15 protein-coding genes are annotated in these 20,239 nt (G+C 54.3%); 12 read left to right on the forward strand and 3 right to left on the reverse strand.

Features of this window, described 5'->3' with window-relative positions; translation table 11 throughout:
• Positions 1–14: 14 nt before the first annotated feature.
• The gene (locus tag JJQ72_RS15745) at positions 15–758 is read right to left on the reverse strand and encodes an ABC transporter permease (RefSeq protein ID WP_208204269.1); all 744 of its coding nucleotides are present in this window, start codon (positions 756–758) and stop codon (positions 15–17) included.
• Position 759: 1 nt separating this feature from the next.
• Positions 760–1,695: an ABC transporter ATP-binding protein gene (locus JJQ72_RS15750; RefSeq protein ID WP_243896130.1), complete on the reverse strand. Its 936-nt coding sequence runs from the start codon at positions 1,693–1,695 to the stop codon at positions 760–762.
• A gap of 240 nt (positions 1,696–1,935) precedes the next feature.
• Between JJQ72_RS15750 and JJQ72_RS15755 the strand changes: the two genes are divergently transcribed.
• The 6 genes from JJQ72_RS15755 (at position 1,936) to JJQ72_RS15780 (ending at position 7,124) form a co-directional block, all read left to right on the forward strand.
• Positions 1,936–2,721 (forward strand): glucose-1-dehydrogenase, encoded by a 786-nt coding sequence (locus tag JJQ72_RS15755; protein ID WP_208204270.1) that lies wholly within the window; start codon positions 1,936–1,938, stop codon positions 2,719–2,721.
• 177 nt (positions 2,722–2,898) lie between these two features.
• Entirely contained in the window at positions 2,899–3,849 is a 951-nt protein-coding gene (locus tag JJQ72_RS15760; protein ID WP_138224033.1) for an ROK family glucokinase, read from the forward strand.
• A 63-nt stretch (positions 3,850–3,912) separates the two neighbouring features.
• Positions 3,913–4,818 (forward strand): RNase adapter RapZ, encoded by a 906-nt coding sequence (rapZ, locus tag JJQ72_RS15765; RefSeq protein WP_138224034.1) that lies wholly within the window; start codon positions 3,913–3,915, stop codon positions 4,816–4,818.
• A 12-nt stretch (positions 4,819–4,830) separates the two neighbouring features.
• Positions 4,831–5,817 carry a gluconeogenesis factor YvcK family protein gene (locus JJQ72_RS15770; RefSeq protein WP_175415121.1) on the forward strand — a complete coding sequence of 329 codons (987 nt, stop codon included), beginning with the start codon at positions 4,831–4,833 and terminating at the stop codon, positions 5,815–5,817.
• A 5-nt stretch (positions 5,818–5,822) separates the two neighbouring features.
• Positions 5,823–6,752: a DNA-binding protein WhiA gene (gene whiA / locus JJQ72_RS15775; protein ID WP_138224036.1), complete on the forward strand. Its 930-nt coding sequence runs from the start codon at positions 5,823–5,825 to the stop codon at positions 6,750–6,752.
• Between the two features lie 102 nt (positions 6,753–6,854).
• A complete protein-coding gene (locus tag JJQ72_RS15780; RefSeq protein ID WP_138224037.1) occupies positions 6,855–7,124 on the forward strand; it encodes an HPr family phosphocarrier protein in 270 nt (89 codons plus the stop codon).
• Positions 7,125–7,318: 194 nt separating this feature from the next.
• On the opposite strand, the gene JJQ72_RS15785 is transcribed toward JJQ72_RS15780, so the two are convergent.
• A complete protein-coding gene (locus JJQ72_RS15785; protein ID WP_208204271.1) occupies positions 7,319–9,655 on the reverse strand; it encodes an AraC family transcriptional regulator in 2,337 nt (778 codons plus the stop codon).
• A gap of 240 nt (positions 9,656–9,895) precedes the next feature.
• On the opposite strand from JJQ72_RS15785, the gene JJQ72_RS15790 reads away from it, so the two are divergent.
• The 6 genes from JJQ72_RS15790 (at position 9,896) to JJQ72_RS15815 (ending at position 20,239) form a co-directional block, all read left to right on the forward strand.
• Entirely contained in the window at positions 9,896–10,813 is a 918-nt protein-coding gene (locus JJQ72_RS15790) for an ABC transporter permease (protein WP_138224039.1), read from the forward strand.
• 13 nt (positions 10,814–10,826) lie between these two features.
• Positions 10,827–11,696, forward strand: coding sequence for a carbohydrate ABC transporter permease (locus JJQ72_RS15795; protein ID WP_138224040.1), 870 nt, complete (start codon positions 10,827–10,829; stop codon positions 11,694–11,696).
• 27 nt (positions 11,697–11,723) lie between these two features.
• Entirely contained in the window at positions 11,724–13,364 is a 1,641-nt protein-coding gene (locus JJQ72_RS15800; RefSeq protein ID WP_208204272.1) for an extracellular solute-binding protein, read from the forward strand.
• Positions 13,365–13,529: 165 nt separating this feature from the next.
• Positions 13,530–15,485 carry a heparinase II/III family protein gene (locus tag JJQ72_RS15805; RefSeq protein ID WP_208204273.1) on the forward strand — a complete coding sequence of 652 codons (1,956 nt, stop codon included), beginning with the start codon at positions 13,530–13,532 and terminating at the stop codon, positions 15,483–15,485.
• Positions 15,486–15,500: 15 nt separating this feature from the next.
• Positions 15,501–18,668, forward strand: coding sequence for a 3-keto-alpha-glucoside-1,2-lyase-like domain-containing protein (locus JJQ72_RS15810; RefSeq protein ID WP_208204274.1), 3,168 nt, complete (start codon positions 15,501–15,503; stop codon positions 18,666–18,668).
• Positions 18,669–18,736: 68 nt separating this feature from the next.
• A complete protein-coding gene (locus JJQ72_RS15815; protein ID WP_208204275.1) occupies positions 18,737–20,239 on the forward strand; it encodes a sulfatase in 1,503 nt (500 codons plus the stop codon).

A 20,239-nucleotide genomic window follows, 5' to 3' on the forward strand; every position in this document is an offset into this window, starting at 1 on the left:
TGGGCATCATCCTCTTAGACAGCTTGCTGTTTGTGGCGTACATACGTGGATATTACCATAAACAGGACTAAATATCCTGTCAAAATAAGCACGGACTGCAGCTCCGGCAGGCTGCCCTCGGTTATGGCCCAGCCTCCGCTTGCAAAGTGGTAGGAAGGCAGCCACTTGCCGATGGATTGCAGGAAGGAGGGCAGCATCTCCAGCGGCATCCACATGCCGCCAAGCAGCGCCAGTACCAGATAAATTCCGTTGCTCACGCCGCTGGCGGTGTCAACGCGCTTCATAGTGCCAATGAGTGTGCCGATGGCCAGAAAAGGGGCAGATGCGGCCAGGATCCATACACCGCTGCTGATCCATTGCCAGGCCTGCAGCTGAACATCATTGATCAGGACACCTGCTGAGAAAATGACAGCAATGGAGAGCAGCAGCAGCAGCGTCTGGCCGAACATTTTTCCCAGGAAATAAATGCTGGCCGGCAACGGCACGACCTTCATCAGTGTGGACCAGCCGAGCGATTGCTCCTGCACGAGCCGGATGCCGAGCGTCATGATCGCCGAGCCCATCACGCTGAATGTGGTCATGGACATCAGATAGCGAGCCTGGTATGCGCCGGGGTCCCCAGCCCCCGTATTGACGACGCGGGTAAAGATGTAATAGAACGCAATGGGCATCACGAGCGACCAAAAAATAAAATACGGGTTCCGCAGGATGCGAAGCAGTTCCATGCGGCACTGCAGGGAAATCAGCTTTCCAGTCATATCAGACGACCTCCTCTTTCCGGGCTGTGAGCTGTTCAAACGCTTCATCAAGACTGCCCTGATCCATCTGGATGTCGTGAACGGGCAGCTCCTCTTTGAAAATGATCGATAACACCAAATCAGTATTGTTAGTGTAAACGTGCAGGCGCCCCTGCTCCTGCTGGAGCCCGGTGACGTCAGGTACAGCCTCCAGCCGGGCAATGATATTCGCAGCGGTGCCGCTGCAGCACTGGAACGACAGGGATTTACGGGACAGCTTGGCTTTGATCTCAGCCGGGCTGCCGTCTGCAGCGATACGCCCGTCCTTAAACAGCACAATCCGGTCTGCATTGTCGTCGGCTTCTTGAAGGTAGTGAGTCGTAAACAGGATGCTTTTTCCTTGTGCCGCCAAACTCCGGATCGTAGACCAGAACAGCCGCCGCGCGGTCGTATCCAGCCCCACGGTGGGCTCGTCGAAGAAGAGCAGGTCCGGATTACCGGCCAGCGCCAGGGCAAAGCTCAGCTTGCGCTTTTGTCCGCCGGACATTTTGGTCGCCCGCTTGCTAAGATCTTCTTGGTTAAGCCCGGTCAGCTGCATCACCTCAGCCATTTCCATGGGCTTGGGGTAATAGCCTCTGATCAGCTCCAGGATTTCACCAGCCTTCAGGCTGTCCATCACACTGACCTCCTGCAGCATCGCCCCGACCCGGCGCCGGACCTTCAGGTCCTTCGGACTGCCGCCAAGCACCTCAACCGTGCCGGCATCCGGCTCCAGCAAGCCCAGCATCATGGATAGGATTGTGGTTTTTCCGGCCCCATTGGGACCCAGAATGGTTGTAATGCTGCCTTGCTGGAGGGTAAAGGATACCCCATCTACGGCCCGCTTGCTGCCAAACTGCTTGCTGACGTTATGAATTGCCACTGCCACCGCCGTATTTTGCGTAATATTTAAACTCAATGCAACCGCACCTTTCTATTGCTTGGTATGGTTATCTTATCGAAGAGGCCCCCGCCCTGATGAGTAAACTTTGTCATGACTTGATATGACTTTTGTCATCTCGGGACAATCTAGAAAGAGACCTGCGGGGCGAGGACGGCCAGAAGAGTGGGAGACAAGCGTTTTTGAAAATTCGGCAAATGGTTTAATGAAGTAGTATCAACCGCGGGGGCAGGCTCCGGCGAAGAGGAGGTAAGGCATATGTACGGAGATTTGCAAGGAAAGACTGTGATCGTGACGGGAGCGTCCTCCGGGATCGGGAAGGCGATCGCTCTTCGGTTCGGCAAGGAGAAGGCCAATGTGGTCATGACCTATAACAGCAATCCGGACCCAATGGAGGAAATGATCGCAGAGATTAAGGAGGCGGGAGGACAAGCCGTCGCAGTGCAGGCAAACGTATCGCAGGAGGAGGATATCCGCAAGCTGATCTCCACCGCGCACGAGCATTTCGGTGCCCTGCATGTCATGGTGAACAATGCCGGCATTGAGAATGAGGTTCCCTCCGAGAAGCTGTCCCTGGACGACTGGAAAAAGGTCATTGATGTGAATCTGACCGGGGCCTTCCTGGGATCCAGGGAAGCGATCAGCTACATGCTGGAGCATGGCATTGAGGGCTCGGTCATCAATATGTCGAGTGTGCATGAGGTCATCCCCTGGCCGCATTTTGTCCACTATGCTGCCAGTAAAGGCGGGGTCAAGCTCATGACGGAAACGCTGGCGCTGGAATTTGCCCCGAAGGGGATTCGGGTCAACAACATTGGTCCGGGAGCGATTTACACGCCGATTAATCAGGAGAAGTTCGACGATCCGGAATCGCGCAAAAGTGTAGAGGCGATGATTCCGATGGGATATATCGGCAAGCCGGAGCAGATTGCCTCTGTTGCCGCCTGGCTGGCGTCCTCGGAATCGAGCTATGTTACCGGGATTACCCTGTTTGCGGATGGAGGCATGACCAAGTATCCTTCCTTTCAGGGAGGAAACGGTTAGATTGGTGACATCTGTGTGCAATGCAGCGTCATGGCGAAGGAATTTCAAGCTTCGGGCCGAAGAGGGCTCGGAGCTTTTTTGGCGCAGGGGTCTTCTCTTGACCGAAATGATGCCTTCAATTATAGTGGGTACAGTAGAAGCAATCTATAATATAGAAGGAAAAAGGTGGCTTGTAACATGTCTGAGAACATCTACGTAGGTGTCGATTTAGGCGGAACGGCGATCAAGGTCGGGATCTGCAACGAGGAAGGGCAGCTTCTGCAGACATATGAGGGACCGACAGAAACGTCCAAGGGCGTGGAGGCGGTTATTAACAATATAGAGAAATATGTTCGTCATATTGTCGAGGAGTCTCCTTACAGCTGGGACCAGTTAGCGGGCGTGGGAGCCGGCTTTGCAGGCTTTACAAATATCCGTGAAGGCATCATCATATTCGCACCGAACGTAGGGTTCAAGGATGTTCCGATTCGCGCCATACTGGAGGAACGATTCGGCAAGCCTGTCAAAATAGACAACGATGCCAATGTAGCCGCGCTGGGAGAAGCCTGGAGCGGTGCCGGACGCGGCGTGGATAACTGTGTGTGCTTTACCCTGGGTACCGGCGTTGGCGGAGGTATTATTATCAACGGCAGGATTTATCAGGGCTTTGGCGGCATGGCCGGCGAGCTCGGGCATATTACCGTCGTGCCGGATCTGGAAGCGATTCAATGCGGCTGCGGCAAGATGGGATGCCTGGAGACGGTCTCCTCGGCAACCGGCATTATTCGGATGGCGAAGGACGCGGTGGCCCGGGGGGATCGCACCTCGCTGGCACTGGCAGACAGCATAACGGCGAAGGAAGTGTTTGATGCGGCAAAGGCTGGAGATGAGGTAGCTATGCGCATCGTCAACCGTGCGGCCTACTACCTGGGCAAGTCCATGTCTTCCGTGGCCGCGGTCCTGAATCCTGAAGTGTTCATTATCGGCGGGGGTGTATCCAAGGCCGGAGATTTCCTGTTTGATGAAATTCGTTCGGTATTTCAGAAGCTGACGCCGGAGCCGCTGCAGCGCGGTGTTCGCATCGTAGCGGCAGAGCTTGGCAATGATGCTGGAATCGTCGGCGCTGCCGGCCTTCACCTGCGCTCTTAATCAAGACGATAACGAAGGAGACGGCCTGTCACTAGAGGATAATGTTCAAGGGAGGGAACGCTGATGCTGGAAACAGAGGAACGCGGCAAGACCAATTCGATGGCCACGCTAATTATCATTACCGGCATGTCAGGAGCAGGAAAGACGCTGGCTGTACAGAGCCTGGAGGACCTCGGGTTTTTCTGTGTCGACAATCTGCCCCCGGTGCTGATTCCGAAGTTTGCGGAGCTGATTGAGCAATCGAACGGCAAGATCGGCAAGGTCGCGCTGGTCATTGATCTTCGCGGCCGGGAATTTTTCACCGCGCTGGCGGAGTCGCTGAACTACATCAAGGATCACTTTACGATCCACAGCGAAATCATGTTTCTGGATGCGACGGATTCCGTGCTCGTCCAGCGCTACAAGGAGAGCCGCCGCCGCCATCCGCTGGCGCCGGAGGGGATGCCGCTCGACGGAATCCGCCTGGAGCGCAAGATGCTGGATGAGCTGAAGAACTCAGCGACGCAGGTTATCGACACCAGCCTCATGAAGCCGGCGCGGCTGAAGGAAACGATTATTTCCCGGTTTACGCATCTGGAAAACCGCATGCTGACGGTCAATGTGACCTCCTTTGGCTTCAAATACGGCATTCCGATTGATGCGGATTTGGTGTTTGACGTCCGCTTTTTGCCGAATCCCCATTATGTAGAGACCCTTCGCCCCAATACGGGCCAGCACAGTGATGTATACGAGTATGTGATGAAGTGGCCGGAAACGCAGGCCTTTCTGACGAAGCTGCTCGATATGCTCCATTTCCTGATCCCGCAGTACCGCAAGGAAGGAAAGAGCCAGGTAATCATCGGCATTGGCTGCACCGGTGGCAAGCACCGCTCTGTGGCAATCTCGGAATATCTCGGAAAGATGCTGTCGGCGAGTGAAACCGAGAAGGTTTCGGTAAGCCACCGCGATCATGACCGGGACCGGCATTAACTGAGGGAAGTGATGAATGTGGCTCAAACAGCCGGAAAGCGTCCCCGCATCGTCGTGATGGGGGGCGGAACAGGACTGTCTGTCATGCTTCGGGGGCTTAAAGAGAAGCCGCTCGACATCACAGCAATCGTCACTGTAGCCGATGATGGAGGCAGCTCCGGCATTCTTCGCAGTGAGCTGCAGATGCCTCCTCCGGGAGATATTCGGAACGTATTAACGGCGCTTGCCGATGTTGAGCCGCTGCTGGCGGATATTCTGAAGTACCGCTTCAGCGCCGGCTCCAATCTGGCAGGCCACAGCCTCGGCAATCTGATCCTGGCAGCGCTCACCGACATGCACGGTGACTTTGTAACCGCGGTCAAGGAGATGAGCCGGGTTTTCGTCTGTCGTGGAGCGGTTTTGCCTGCGGCTGGCGAGGGCGTGGTGCTGCATGCGGAGATGGAGGACGGCAGTATCGTTTCCGGGGAATCCAAGATTCCGGAGGCTGGAGGCGTTATCAAGCGCGTATTTCTGGAGCCGGAGGAAGTGGAGCCGCTGCCGGAAGCGCTGGAGGCTGTCATGCAGGCGGATGCGATTCTGATCGGACCGGGAAGCCTGTATACGAGCATTCTTCCCAATCTGCTCGTGCCGAAGCTCGCGGAAGCAGTAGTACAGTCCAAGGCTATAAAAATATTTGTATGTAATGTTATGACACAGCCCGGAGAAACCGACAATTATACGGTCGGTGATCATCTCCAGGCCATTTATGATCATATAGGCCTTCATCTGTTTGACTATGTGATCGTCAATGACGGAGAAATTCCGCCACAGGTCCAGGATCAGTATGCGGAGCAGGGGGCGAAGCCCGTGCTTCTGGACCGGGATGAGGTCACGAGCCGGGGCTACAAGCTGATTGCCGACAAGCTCGTGCTGTTCCGGACCTACCTCCGTCATGATGCGGAACGTCTGAGCCAGCATATTTACCAGCTGGTGAACGACTGGATTTCCAGAGAGAGGTGAGTCCCTTGTCTTTTGCGGCTCAAACCAAAAAAGAACTAACCATGATCGAAAGCCAGAGCTGCTGCGAGAAAGCCGAGCTGTCCGCGCTCATTCGCATGAACGGATCCGTTCAGCTATCCAGCAAGAAGATCGTTCTGGACATATCGACAGAAAATGCCGCGATTGCAAGGCGGATTTATTCCTTGATCAAGAAGCATTTTCAAGTGCATACGGAGCTCCTGGTGCGTAAAAAAATGCGCTTGAAGAAGAATAATGTATATATCGTCCGGATTCCCGCTCAGGTTCAGGAAATTTTAAAGGGACTCCATATTGTGTCCGAGGGCTTTCTGTTTCTTCCCCGGATTGATGATCAAATTATCCGCAAAAATTGCTGTAAACGCGCTTACCTGCGCGGCGCCTTTATGGCCGGAGGCTCGGTGAACAATCCGGAGGGCTCCTCTTATCATCTGGAGATTGCCTCCATGTATGAGGAGCACTGTCAGGCCCTGGTCGATCTGGCGAATGAATTTCACCTGAACGCGCGCTGTATCGAGCGCAAGAAGGGGTTCATCTTCTACATCAAGGAAGGCGAGAAGATTATCGAGTTCCTGAATCTGATCGGGGCCCATCAGGCGCTGTTCAAATTCGAGGATGTCCGCATCATGCGGGACATGCGCAATTCGGTGAACCGGATCGTGAATTGTGAAACGGCGAATCTGAACAAGACGATCGGTGCCGCCATCCGGCAGATTGAGAACATCAAGCTGCTTCAACGAGAGGTCGGCCTCGACAAGCTGCCAGATAAGCTCCGCGAGGTCGCCGAGATCAGGCTTCAGCATCCCGATATGAATCTGAAAGAGGTCGGAGAGCTGCTGAAGGGAACCGTCAGCAAGTCGGGAGTGAACCACAGGCTGCGCAAGATTGACGAGCTGGCGGAAAAAATCCGAAACGGCTGAAGCTTTATAAACTAGTGTCCTGTATGGTAAGATGGTATAATATTAGAAATGTGAAGGCTGAAAAAGGTAATCAAGATTTTATAAATAGGGGGTAAACTTTCCATGACCAAGCACCCGGTAGTTGTTCGGCTGAAGACGGGTCTACATGCCAGACCGGCCGCGTTGTTCGTTCAAGAAGCGAATAAATATTCATCTGAAATTTTCGTGGAAAAAGATGATAAAAAAGTGAACGCCAAAAGTATTATGGGCATCATGAGCCTTGCCATCAGTTCGGGTACTGAGGTTTATATCAGCGCCGATGGCGCTGACGCGGAGCAGGCGGTTACTTCCTTAGTGAACCTGGTGAGCAAAGAAGAGCTGGAGAATCAGTAATGAAGGACGGCTCCGCCGTCCACTGTGACATAAGTAAGGAAAAGCCTTGAGCATCAAGGCTTTTTTAATATTAGCGCTGCGCTGGCACTAACGACACCGCTGTAGCGCATGATGGGGCCGCCCTCAAGATCCTTGGATCTTGAAGGCGGCCCCATTGTCGGTGTGGCGATATTCAGTATGTGTAACGCAGCGTCCTACTGCTGCATTTGCCGAAACATTTTGGGGGTGGTTCCATGCGCTTCACGGAATTTGCGGATGAAGTAAGCAGAGCTGTTGAAGCCGGTTTTGCTGGAGATGTCCTCAACAGTCAGCTCGGTCGTAAGCAGCAGCTCCTTTGCCCGGTCCATACGGACCGAATTGAGGTAGTCCACGAAGTTCATGCCGGTCTCATCCTTGAAGATTTTGCTCAAGTAACGCGGGCTGGTCTGCACGAGGTCTGCTAAATAATCCAGGGACAGCGGCATATGGTACTGCTCCTCAATGTAGGATTTAACCCGATCCACGACCTCGTAAGTCCGGTCATTGCTCTTCTTCTCCAGCATCGTCCAGGTCTTGACGATCATCCGGAACAGCAGCTGCTGAAACTCGACAATGTGCTTGACCTCCTTCAGCTCCTCCTGCATATAAGCAGACACAATATCCTTGGAGCGGAAGTTCATTTCTTTCAGGTAGCCGTAAAAAGCATTAATCGTCTCCGACCAGCGCTGCTCGCAATGATGCAGGGAGTAGCTTCCCTTGGCCATATGCTCGATGATCAGCAGCAAGGCCTGCTCCGTCACCTCCGGCTGGCGGCTGCGAAGGCTCTTGGCGAAGCTGTCTACAAGCTCCTCCGGAATCTCCTCCTGACTCTCCTCCCGGCGGAGCAGCTCAACCTCATACACCGCTTGCACTCGCGGCAGGTAGTACAGATAGCTTGACAGCTTCTCCGTCTGCTTATAGGAGTCGGGGAGCGCGAGTGCGGATTCTACAGTGCTGCCGAGCAGCACCGTAGCCTCGACCATAAAGTTGGCGTAGATGACAGACACGAGATCCTGACAACGCTCTGCCAGAGTGCTCATGGCGGGCTCCTCCAGATTGACGACGATGCCGATAATATCGCCCGGCAGGTCCGCGGCCATGACCCGCATGGTATCATGGCTGAGCTGCTCCTCCGCTTTACCCATGACATAGAACTTCACAAACTCTCGGGTTTCCGTGTCCATCTCAATCATCTGCTGCGGAGGAAGCTGAATCTGAACCGCTGTGTAGCGGCTGAAAGGGAAGGAGGAGCGCAGCAGCTTCAGGCGAGCGCTGACCTCTTCATTCGATGTATAGCCCTGCAGCAGCAATCCATATACGAAATTATGCTTCATGACCGGCAGGTTCGAGCTCAGCGTGCGCTGCAGCTCGTTCACCTGAACAGACAAGCCGCCAATCATCTCATTAATCATCAGGAACTCATTGGAGGAGCTGTTCTCTTTCCGCTTCACCTCGGCATGATCCTGCTCCAGCCACGCCCGGGCGGAGGTTACAATGGTCCGTACCGGGTTGTAGAAGCGGGAGGCGAAGATATGCGCCAGCAGCAGGCCGATGGCAATGACCGCCAGGCTCGTAAACAGCACATTGTTGCGAATGCGGCGGCCCTTGCTGTAGAACTCCTCCACGGGGGTGAAGCTGACAAGCCTCCAGCCATAGTAAGGCAGGGTCTGGTAGCCGGCAATGGTAGCCTGGCCGCCAAGATCGACAAGCTGGTGCAGGCTGGGCTGGGGCTCATTCACAATGCGACTTACCATGTCATCCCAGCCCTCACTGGGCAAAAAAGGCGCGCTGGAGGCGAGCACCTTCCCGGAGGCATCCAGCAGGAGCGTGCTGCTCTCGTCATTGGATGATTTATTGGCAATCAGCTGATCGATCAGCTGGGCATGCATATGAATCGCGATAAAGCCGCGCTGCTTTGAGCGGTCGGCTACCAGGGGATAAGGCCGGAGGAAGGTGAGCCGCTTGGCAGGCTGCTGCCCTGCCAGCCGCGTCTCGGCGTCGGTCAGCAGCCACAAGGAGGTCGGGCCTGTTTCGGCCGCGGTGGTAATCCACTCCAGCTTCTGCTTGCTGTCAGAGGCCGGATCATTCCCGTACGTGACGCCGCGCAGCGACGATACCCGCAGGGACGAGCCCAGCACGTACATGTCCACGGACTCTACAATGTCCGGTGCGGTGGCCGCGGCTGTAGACAGCAAGCTCTGGACGTTCCGGATCTTGGTATACTGTCCGTCGGCGGTATTGGTGAACAGATGCAGCAGGTCGGAATTTTGGAAGGAGTCGGTGACAAGCCCCAGGTAGATGGATTCCGCTTTCTGGACAATCGACATGTCAATCGTTGCGCTCCATTGGCTCAGAATCCGCTCATTGACCTGCTGAACCTGCTCATTATACTGCTCCGTGAACTGCAGATACGAGCCGTAGCCTACCAGCACAACCGCAAGCACGAGCAGCAGGATGTACGACAGAATGAGCCGGAAGAAGAAATTGCTTCTGCGCCGCAGTTTCGTTAGCATCGATCCTCCCCCTTATCGTACGTAGTCTTTAAAATGTAGGAAATAAGTGGATAAAAGTCAATGGATTCGCGGCATTCCGTCGCTTTTTATTATGAGGTGGAAATGTTTATATTGCCGAAATGACGCATTTTTATATGCCTGCGAATGTTTACGATGTTCAACAAGCATCAGGGCCGATATAGTTAGGCTACGCAAGCGGGATGCACGCTAAACCGCGATGAAAGACGAGGTGAACAACATATGAATAAGCTGAAGCTGCCTGCACTTCGCCCCTATGTCAGACACAAATATCTGGTGCTGTTGTTTCTGCCGGCTTTCCTCTATTATGTCATGTTCCATTATGTACCGATCTACGGACTCCAGATCGCTTTCAAGGATTATGTGTTCAGTAAAGGGATCTGGGGGAGCGAGTGGGTTGGTCTGGAGCACTTCCGGGACATTTTCGGGATGGAGAGCTTCTGGCAGGTGTTTCGCAATACGCTTATTATTAGTGCGTATAAGCTGCTGTTCGGCTTCCCGGCTCCGATCATCCTGGCAATTCTGTTGAATGAGATCCGGCTGGTGTTCTTCAAGCGGATTGTCCAGACGGTGAGCTACATGCCCCATTTTCTATCCTGGGTCGTGATCGCATCCTTATTCATCCAGTTTCTGTCCCCGTCTATCGGACCGCTGAATGCCGTGATTAAATGGCTGGGCTTCGATCCCATCTACTTCATGGCCGATCCGAAGTGGTTCCGTACGGTCCTGGTCGTTACCGACATGTGGAAAGAAATCGGCTGGAGCTCGATCATTTATTTGGCAGCGCTTACAGGTATTAATCCCGAGCTGTACGAGGCATCCAAGGTAGATGGAGCGAATCGTTATCATAACATCCGCTTTATTACGCTTCCTTCGATGATGCCGGTTATTACGATTATGTTTATTTTTGCCATCGGCAAGCTGGTGAACGACGACTTCGACCAGGTCTTCAATATGTACAACTCGGCGGTGTATGAAGTCGGGGACGTCCTGAGCACCTACACCTATCGAAGAGGTCTGGTCGATATGGAGTACAGCTTTGCAACAGCAGTGGGTTTGTTCAAGAACGTCGTCGCCTTTACATTGATCGTCATTACGAACGCCATAGTGAAACGGGTGAACGACTACGGCTTGTGGTAGGAGGGAAGCTGCAATGAAGCACAGATGGAGTTTATCGAGTGTAGCGTTTGACGTATTTAACTACGCACTGCTCATTCTATTATGTATAAGTATGCTATACCCGTTCCTGTTCCTGTTCACCCTCTCCTTCAGCTCGCCGGAATCGTCGTTCGCGACCGTTCGGCTGCTGCCGGAGACGTGGACGCTGGACAATTACGCAAAGGTGCTGTCCAATGAGTTCGTGCTGGCGGGCTTCGGCAATACGATCATAAGGACGGCCCTGGGAACGGCGCTGACGTTGATCGTAACCGTATGTACAGCGTATCCGCTGGCCAAGCGGCATTTTCCGCACCGGAATTTCTGGACGATGTTTGTTGTCTTTACGATGTTCTTCAGCGGCGGTCTCATCCCGCTGTTCCTGCTCGTTAAGTCACTGGGGATGATGAATACGACCTGGGCGCTCGTGCTCCCGACACTTCTTCATACCTTTCATATGATTATTTGCCGTAACTTCTTCATGGCGCTGCCGGAAAGCCTGGAGGAGTCTGCCAAGATTGACGGTGCCAATGACATTGTCATTCTGTTCCGGATTGTGATTCCGCTCTCCATGCCAATTCTGGCTACGGTCGTTCTGTGGACCGCGGTATGGCATTGGAATGCGTGGTTCGATTCCCTCATCTATATTACCGATCCGAACAATCAGGTGCTGCAGGTTGTCATGCGCCGAATCGTTCTGGAGGGTACGCAGCAGATGATGAATCTGAACGATGCTGAGGAGGTTGCCAACCCGGAGACCATCAAAGCGGCGACGGTGATGGTAACGACGATTCCGATTATCCTGTTCTACCCTTTCCTGCAAAAGCATTTCGTAAAAGGAATTCTTGTAGGCTCATTAAAAGGATAATAATTTATTCAGGGAGGTCCATGAAACATGAAAAACAAAGCGTCTGTATGGCTTCGAGGCTCTGCTGCACTGCTGCTGTCGTCAGCTCTGATCGTATCCGGCTGCTCCAAGGAAAGCACGAGTGCGGGGCAAGGCGGAACGAGCAGCCCAAGTACACCGGCTGTAGAGGAGGAAAAGGACAAGAAGCATACCCTTTCCATCGCATCCTATCACATCGGCCCGACAGACAAAGATGGGGAGCTTGTGAAGTATGCCAATGAAAAATACAACGTGGAGCTCGACATTCTGAACATCGAGAATAACAAATACGAGGAGCTTCTGAACCTGAAGTTCGCTTCCGGTGAAATTCCCGACCGGATGCAGGTGCGCAGCTTCGGCTCACTGCAGAAATATATCAAGTCCGATGTACTTGCAGAAATTCCGGAGGACCTGCTGAAGCAGCATGCGCCGACGCTGTATGCCAGCCTAGAGAAGAGCTTTCCTGGTATTTTTGAATATTCCAAAATTGACGGCAAGCTGTATGGCATTCCGTATGTCGTTCCACAGGGTCAGCACCGGGCACCGCTTGTGTATCGGGGCGACTGGATGAAGAACGTCGGGGTCGAAGAGGCACCGAAGACCCTTGAACAATTTGAGGAGCTCATGTATAAATTTGCAACGGAGGACCCGGACGGCAACGGCAAGAAGGACACGTACGGTCTATCCTATTCTGCGATGGCTGCAGTCTTTGGCGCCTTCGGCTATATGCCGGATATCTTCAACGGGGACAAAGGCAATGACAAGATGATCTGGCAGGTTCGGGATGACAAGCTCGTCTACTCCGCGATTCAGCCGGAAATGAAGGAAGCGCTTACGATGCTGAACCAATGGTTTAAGGACGGCATTATTGATCCGGAATTTATTACAGGGGAAAACCAGGGCGGCAACTGGGCACTGACCCATGCGTTTATTAACGGACGTATCGGTACATCTGGCCAGGGCTACTTCTATCACTGGATTCCGCAGCTGGGCAGCAGAAATGCAGGTCCGAACAATACGGAGCTGGGCAAGCTGAACAGCGCTGCAGCGGAAGCTCTCGTGCAGGGCGAGCCGCCGGTTGGCGAGGATGGAAAGCGGGGCATGTGGCAGCAAAATATGATGAGCGGCAGCTTTGTGAGCTTTGGCAAGCAAGTGGAGAAGGACCCAGACAAGATGATCCGCATGCTGGAGATGCTGGAGACGATGAACGCTACTTATCAAGAGCGCAGCATTATGTGGTACGGCATGGAGAACAAGCACTGGCATTACCAGGATGAGGATGGTGTTAAGGTAGCTACTCCGATCGATCCTGAGCATAATGCAGCCGCAATGGCGAAGCTTGGCGGTCACCTGGTTATCAATCCGTTCCAGATGCTGGAGCATCAGGATGTGGACAACAAGATGAGAAATGAATTCGGCGCAGAGCATAAGCTGGACGAGGGCGGCATCCAGAACGAGCTGTTCACGGCGCTGGAGTCAGAAGGCAAATACCGTGCGGAGCTCGACAAGCTGCAGGATGAGGCCTACATTTCGATCATTACTGGCGACAAGCCGATCAGCTACTTTGATGAATTTGTAGGGAAGTGGCGTAAGGCGGGTGGCGAGCAGCTGGAGAAGGAAGCTAATGAATGGTATTCGTCCATGAAATAAGGTTGGAATAGGGCTGGCGACGGCAGGGCTTGGAGATGACCATCTCTGAAGCCCTTCTTTCGCACCTGCCGGGCCGCATGATCATGACACCGATTCCACAGGCAGCTCCACAAAGCGTTCCACACTATGCAAGCATAAATGCTGACAGAAATGAGGCAAACGGCAATGAAGACTTTGAATACAGATGAACAGAGCATCCATGTTGGCGGACTCCGGTATTTTCTGAGCGAAGGAGAGCTGGCCAAAGCCATACAGATCTATAAAAAGCATTTCGCAGATGAGCTGGAGCAGGCGATGCAGACCGCTGACATGGCTGTCACGGGCTGCTATAAAGTACCTTTTTCCATGGCTGCGCGTGAATTTGTGCCGATTGGAGTTCCGCCCAGCTGGAGTGTAAATCCCACGGAGGATCTGGAATTCGAATGGATTCTGAACCGTCACCTGCATGTCATGAGTTTGGGGATTGCATACCTGCTGACCGGTGAGGAGAGCTACGCGGAGGTGTTTCAGCGCGATGTAATCACCTGGATTGAACAAAATCCGATGCCGGAGGGAGAGGCATATGAGGCCGCAGCGTATTTTCAAAAACGCGGGCCGTGGCGTCTGCTGGAGGTCAGCATGCGGGCACACAGCTGGCTCTGGGGTGCAACGCTGCTGCAGAGAAGCCGGGTGCTGCAGGAAGGCAGCTTCCAGGGGAAGCTGGAGGCGTCGCTGCGTCAGCATGCTCGTTACTTGACAGCCTACTTCGGTACGCCGGACATGAATCATGCCTCCATACATATGCAGGGCTTGTTCTTTCTCGGCATATGCCTGCCGGCTGCACCGGAGGCTCCGATGTGGCGTCAGCTTGCTGCGGAGCGGCTGGAGCTGTGCCTGCTGCGGCAGGTGCTGCCTGACGGAGTGCACAACGAAATGGCGACCTCTTATCATATTTCGAGCATGAACCTGTTTCTGCTTCCGGCGCTGATGGGAGCGCGCCTGGGCTATGTCCTTCCTTCTCTGTTCGGAGACCGGCTGGAGCGCATGGCACGTTATGTGGCGGCCATTACCCGCCCGGATGGCACCTGTACACCTTGGTCGGATTCGGACTGGAGCAAGAGCGGGCGCTATATGATCGGTCTGGCCGGGGCACTGCTGGAGGATTCCTCGCTGCTGGCACTAGGTGAGCTGTCCGCAGATGCCTTGTGGCAGCTTGGGCCGGAGGCCTATGAGGCCGCTTTTAACGCCATCCAGGAGTCACGGCATACCCCTTCAAATGGGGTCAGCACTGTATTTCCTGATGCCGGCTACTACATCATGCGCTCATCCAGACATTATCTGGCCTTTGATGCCGGTCCGCTGGGCGATGCTCACGGGCATGCCGATTGCCTCTCCTTCGAATGGGCGCTGGATGGCCAGCTGGTATTCGTGGACCCGGGCAGATACACGTACCAAGAGGGGGAATGGCGGAGATACTTCAAATCAACCTATGCGCACAATACGGTAACGATTGATGGCTTGGATCAGACCCCGTATGCCTCCACCCAGCAATGGGCAGAGCCCGAGGCCGTGCCGACAGTATACCGTCATCTGAGCACGGAGCAGTATGAGCTGGTGGATGCGGCTCATAATGGCTATGAACGCCTGGCTTCACCGGTCCGCCACCGCCGCTGGCTGTATGTGGACCGTCAGCTGCCGCTTATCATCCTTGCCGACTGGCTGCAGGGCACCGGCACGCACGAGGCGGAGCAGCGGTTTCAGCTGCAGGAGGGCTGGCTGGCAGTCCCGGCCGCAGAGCCGGACGAGGGCGTGCAGCCGCTTCATCTGGCTGGTGGAGGTCGCCAGCTGACGATGAGATGGTACACAGACGGCACCTTCAGCCAGGCCAGAAGCCGTGTGGGTGAGGCCTTTATTGCGCAGCAATACGGAACCAAAGCGCCAACGCTGGCCGTTTCCGTAAAGGGGGTGATTCAGGACAATGCATGTCTCTTGAGCATCATCTATGATGAGAAGGAGGTGAGCATTACGAACGCCTTGATCGAGGAGAGCGGCAAACGACTGCAGATCACGATCCGCTCCGCAGACGGAGCTTCCTCGACACTGAATCTGGATGAGCACTCCGTGGTACGGAACGACCATTAAAAGGAGGTCAAGCGTATGGGTAGTCAAGTTCACTCCCTGAAAGCACTCTCACTTTTGATCGTAATCAGCATGGTATTGGCCATGCTGCCCATGGTTACCTTTCCGACTCCAGCACATGCAGGTGCACATGACCGTGAGAACGTATCGTTAAACGGAATATGGGATTTTTACCCTAATGGCGGAGCTGCCCGGCATGATATACGGGTTCCCTCCTACTGGGACAGTCCTGACGATTTCGGGTACCCGGCGAGCTGGGAATCGCTGAATCACGGGATTTACCGAAGCAGCTTTACCGTGCCTTCCTCGATGGCGGGAAAAGAAATCTTTTTATCCTTTGAGCAGGTAGCTCCGCTGGCCAAGGTGCTGGTGAACGGTGTTCCGCTAGCTACCGAAACGGACGGCTATTTAATGACGCGGCTTCCCTACAAGCTGAATATTACGGCTGTCGCTCAAGTGGGTGGAAGCAATGCGGTGGAGGTGAGGGTGTGGAGCTCGAACCAGCTGCCTGCGGATGCGGTGGATGCCAGTGGACAATCTCTGTACCCGGTAGGCGTAGATGATCGGTCCTGGGGTCAGGGCCGTGGCATTACCGATGATGTCGAGCTCATCGCGTATCCGAAGGTGTACATTTCAGACACCCATATCCTTACTGATCTGAACAATAACAGTAATGCAGCTGATGATACCATCTCTGTATACGTGACCGTTACGAATGCGACCTCCTCTAGTCAGAGCGTGACCGTAACGAATAGTGCGTCTTTGATCGGCGGGAGCCTGGAAAAAAGCTTTGGCGACCGCACCGTAACCCTGGCTGCGAATAGCAGCCAAACGGTATCGCTGTCCAATGTACCCTGGACCGATGCCAAGTATTGGTGGACGCATGATCCCAAGCTGTACAGCCTGAATACCTCCTTGGTACAGGGAGGCGTTACAAGGGATTCCTCTGCGACCCGCTTCGGGTTCCGGGAATTTTCGGTGAACAGCAATTACTATCAGCTGAATGGAATCAAGACCAATCTGAGAGGCGATTCCCTTCAATCCAACTGGCATGTAAGAAGCGGCGCAGGAACCGCGCTCTCTGCAAAGGAATCCTATAAGGACACGAATATTGCCCAGGTTAAATTGCAGATGGATGAGTGGAAGGCCGTCTACAATGTGGCCCGAACTCATATTGGTGGAGCCATTCGGGAGCTGTACGATTATGCGGATGAAATCGGACTGCTGATTATTGATGAAACCCCTTTTTGGCAATATCACAATCGCCACAGCTTTAACCCGGCTGCGATGGACCATGTGAACAAATGGGTTCAGCAATGGGTCATTGGTAACAGAAATCACCCCAGCATTGTCATGTGGAGCGGCGGAAATGAGAATTTCCAGCATATTCCCGGCAATGCCAATACGCTGATTCCCGCAGTCACTAACGCCATCAAGGCGGTGGATACCACCCGCCCCATCATTCAGGATGACGCGACGACAGACGATCAGGAGAACCATCATTATACCGGCGGGTACCCGGACGGATGGATGAACCACAGCAATTTATACGGGCTGTATACGAACAATGCCTCCAAGCCAAAGGGCGAAGGCGAAGCCTACACCCCTTCTCAGGGCTGGACGGTGCTGGATGCAAGCGGCGCTTACACCAGCGGGAATACCAAGGATTATATGAACGATAATTTGGTTTCTCAGGCTGTCTGGCATCGTGCGGCGGATCGCATGGTCCGGGGTATGCGCTATGCAGGGTATGCAGACATCCGGTATTACCATAACTGGATTTACGCTTATGAAGTGATTGAGGATACGATTTACCCGGTATGGACCGACCTCTCTGCCAAAGGGATCAAGCCTGCCAAAATCGAGCGGCCCATGTTCAATGTCTTCTCTTCGTCGCATCCTGCCTTCATTCGTTCGGATTCTTACGAATATACCAAGAATACATTTTCTCCGGTGGCTGCCTTTGATAAGGAAGGAGACCGCTTGAACCGGATTGGCGTCCATCCTCCGGTCTTCGCGGCAGGCAGCAGTACAACCCGAACCATTATCGTGTATAACGACGAGCAGAGAGACGGAACAGGTATTGAGGTAGCCTGGGAAGCGGGCTACACGAACCCCGCGAACGGGACGTACACCAGCTTTCAGAGCGGCTCGTTCAATATCAATGTTCCCTACGGCAATAAAGGGGAGCAGGCCATCAGCTTTACGGTGCCGGCAAACGTATCGGCACGCTGGCTGCAGCTGAAGCTGACCGCTCGAAAAGGAGCTACCCTCAAATTTGAGGAGACCAATGAGATCGGCGCCATCGGCAGCATTCCGCCAGCCCAAATATATACTGCTCCTGTCATTGACATCGGCACCAAAACGATAGACAACCGGAATCAAATGCACAAAATCAAGCTGGTAAACCAAGGCGGAGGGCTCAGCACCCTGTGGTCCGCTGCCGGTCAGGGCGGAGGGTTAACCCTGTCGCAGACTTCAGGCAATCTGCGGGGAGAGCGGGAAATCTATTTCTCCATGGACCCCTCCAGTCTGGCGCCGGATACGAACTACAGCAGAGTGCTGACGTTTACGGAAGCCGGAGGCACTCAGGCACAGGTAACGGTTATGTTTCGTACCGGGCCAGATACCGGCGGCGCCTCGCCCGCCGTGCTGTTCAGCGACGATTTCGAGTCGGGGACCGCATCAGGTTGGGTGACGAATACCGGGTCATGGGCTGTGATGACAGACGGCAGCAAAGCGTATCGCCAGAGTGATACGACGGCGGTAAGTGCGAGGGCAGTACAAGGAAGTGCATCCTGGACAGATTACGAGGTGTCTGCCCGGGTGAAGGCAGGTGCCTTCGGCGGGTCTTACTCCGGAATTGGCTTGGAGGGGCGCTATCAGGATGCGGCGAATAAGTACACGTTCTCTTACTCCACGAACGGCAATATTCTCAAGATTCAGAAGACCGTTGGCGGGGTGTACACGGATCTGACCACCAAAGCGTATACCTTCAATCCTGGCACATGGTATACGTTCAAGGCTGTGTTGAACGGAAACAATCTGGAGTTTTGGGTGAACGGAGTGCTGGAGCTGTCCACTACGGACACCCAGTTTGCCGCCGGCTCCATCGGGCTGTTCTCTCACCGGAGTGATTCCCGGTTTGATGATGTGAGTGTGCTGAGCAGCATCCATTACAACTAAGGTTTGCTAATATATCAGTTCATGAGATCTGTAAAAATCTAATCATAATCCTTCTGGAGGGGATGTCCATGAAAGCTGTAATGCTCATGTTTGACACGCTGAACCGCCGCATGCTGTCCCCCTATGGCTGCGACTGGACCCATACACCGAATTTCCGCCGACTGGCGGAGCGCACGGCCGTGTTCGATCAGGCTTACGTAGGCAGCATGCCATGCATGCCTGCACGCCGGGAGCTGCACACCGGCCGGCACAACTTTTTGCATCGCAGCTGGGGGCCGATCGAGCCGTTTGATGACTCTATGCCGGAGCTGCTAAAGCGTCATGGCGTGTATTCCCATCTTGTAACAGATCATCAGCATTACTGGGAGGACGGCGGCGCGACCTATCACACCCGGTACAGCTCATTCGAGCTGATTCGGGGCCAGGAGGGCGATCCGTGGAAAGGACATGTGAAGGACCCGGTTCCTCCGGAGACGGTAACGACCCGTCCGCTGCAGGGCATGTTCCGCCAGGATTGGATCAATCGTCAATATTGCCGTCAGGAAGAAGATTTCCCGCAAGCGAAGACGTTTGCGGCCGGGCTGGAATTTATCCGCCGCAACCATGGCGAGGACCGCTGGTTCCTGCAGCTGGAAACCTTTGATCCGCACGAGCCGTTTCATGCACCGGAGAAATACCGGGAGCTGTACCCTCACACGTATGAGGGCAAGCACTTTGACTGGCCGATGTATCGGCGGGTGACAGAGACGCAGGAGGAGATTGATCATGTCCGGCTGGAGTATGCGGCACTGCTAAGTATGTGCGATGCCTACTTAGGCAAGGTACTGGACCTAATGGATGAGCTGGGCATGTGGGAGGATACGATGCTTATTGTGAATACTGACCATGGCTTCCTGCTGGGGGAGCATGACTGGTGGGCCAAGAGCAATATGCCGTTTTACAACGAGATTGCCCATATGCCGCTCTTTATCTGGGACCCGCGGACACAGGCAAGCGGAGTACGGCGCTCCAGCCTGGTTCAAAATGTAGACCTGGCCCCCACACTCCTCCGCTATTTCGGGATTGAGGTGCCCCCGGATATGACAGGACATTGCCTGCAGCAAACCATTGCTCAGGATGTACCGGTACGGGAAGCCGCGATCTTCGGCATTCACGGAGGACATGTGAATTGTACCGACGGCCGGTATGTCTACATGAGGGGACCGGCTTCTTCAGACAACAGACCGTTATATAATTACACGCTGATGCCGACGCGGATGCGCTCCCGCTTTGAGGTGGCAGAGCTGAGATCGTCTCAGCTGCACGAGCCTTTTGCCTTCACGAAGGGCGTGCCGGTGCTGCAAATACCGGTGGCTCACGGCAAGCCGATCGATGATCTCCGGACGATGCTGTTTGACGTGGAGCAGGACCCGCAGCAGCTGGAGCCGATCACTGATCCGGGCGCAGAGGAGCGAATGCTGAAGCTGCTGCAGGAGGTCATGGCCCGCGAGGAGGCGCCGGCAGAGCAGTACATCCGGCTGGGCCTTGAGCAGCATGCTGCTGTGCCTCTGGCCAGGAACGAATCTGAGTAA

Origin of the sequence: Paenibacillus sp. F411, assembly GCF_017582705.1 — a bacterium.
Lineage (GTDB): Bacteria > Bacillota > Bacilli > Paenibacillales > Paenibacillaceae > Paenibacillus_AQ > Paenibacillus_AQ algicola.

What these genes read in the sequence shown, in the direction of transcription:
- JJQ72_RS15745 (WP_208204269.1), bottom strand. Translation starts at nt 758, where the DNA reads ATGACTGGAAAGCTGATTTCCCTGCAGTGCCGCATGGAACTGCTTCGC.
- JJQ72_RS15755 (WP_208204270.1), top strand. Translation starts at nt 1,936, where the DNA reads ATGTACGGAGATTTGCAAGGAAAGACTGTGATCGTGACGGGAGCGTCC.
- JJQ72_RS15760 (WP_138224033.1), top strand. Translation starts at nt 2,899, where the DNA reads ATGTCTGAGAACATCTACGTAGGTGTCGATTTAGGCGGAACGGCGATC.
- rapZ (WP_138224034.1), top strand. Translation starts at nt 3,913, where the DNA reads ATGCTGGAAACAGAGGAACGCGGCAAGACCAATTCGATGGCCACGCTA.
- JJQ72_RS15770 (WP_175415121.1), top strand. Translation starts at nt 4,831, where the DNA reads ATGAATGTGGCTCAAACAGCCGGAAAGCGTCCCCGCATCGTCGTGATG.
- JJQ72_RS15780 (WP_138224037.1), top strand. Translation starts at nt 6,855, where the DNA reads ATGACCAAGCACCCGGTAGTTGTTCGGCTGAAGACGGGTCTACATGCC.
- JJQ72_RS15785 (WP_208204271.1), bottom strand. Translation starts at nt 9,655, where the DNA reads ATGCTAACGAAACTGCGGCGCAGAAGCAATTTCTTCTTCCGGCTCATT.
- JJQ72_RS15790 (WP_138224039.1), top strand. Translation starts at nt 9,896, where the DNA reads ATGAATAAGCTGAAGCTGCCTGCACTTCGCCCCTATGTCAGACACAAA.
- JJQ72_RS15795 (WP_138224040.1), top strand. Translation starts at nt 10,827, where the DNA reads ATGAAGCACAGATGGAGTTTATCGAGTGTAGCGTTTGACGTATTTAAC.
- JJQ72_RS15800 (WP_208204272.1), top strand. Translation starts at nt 11,724, where the DNA reads ATGAAAAACAAAGCGTCTGTATGGCTTCGAGGCTCTGCTGCACTGCTG.
- JJQ72_RS15805 (WP_208204273.1), top strand. Translation starts at nt 13,530, where the DNA reads ATGAAGACTTTGAATACAGATGAACAGAGCATCCATGTTGGCGGACTC.
- JJQ72_RS15810 (WP_208204274.1), top strand. Translation starts at nt 15,501, where the DNA reads ATGGGTAGTCAAGTTCACTCCCTGAAAGCACTCTCACTTTTGATCGTA.
- JJQ72_RS15815 (WP_208204275.1), top strand. Translation starts at nt 18,737, where the DNA reads ATGAAAGCTGTAATGCTCATGTTTGACACGCTGAACCGCCGCATGCTG.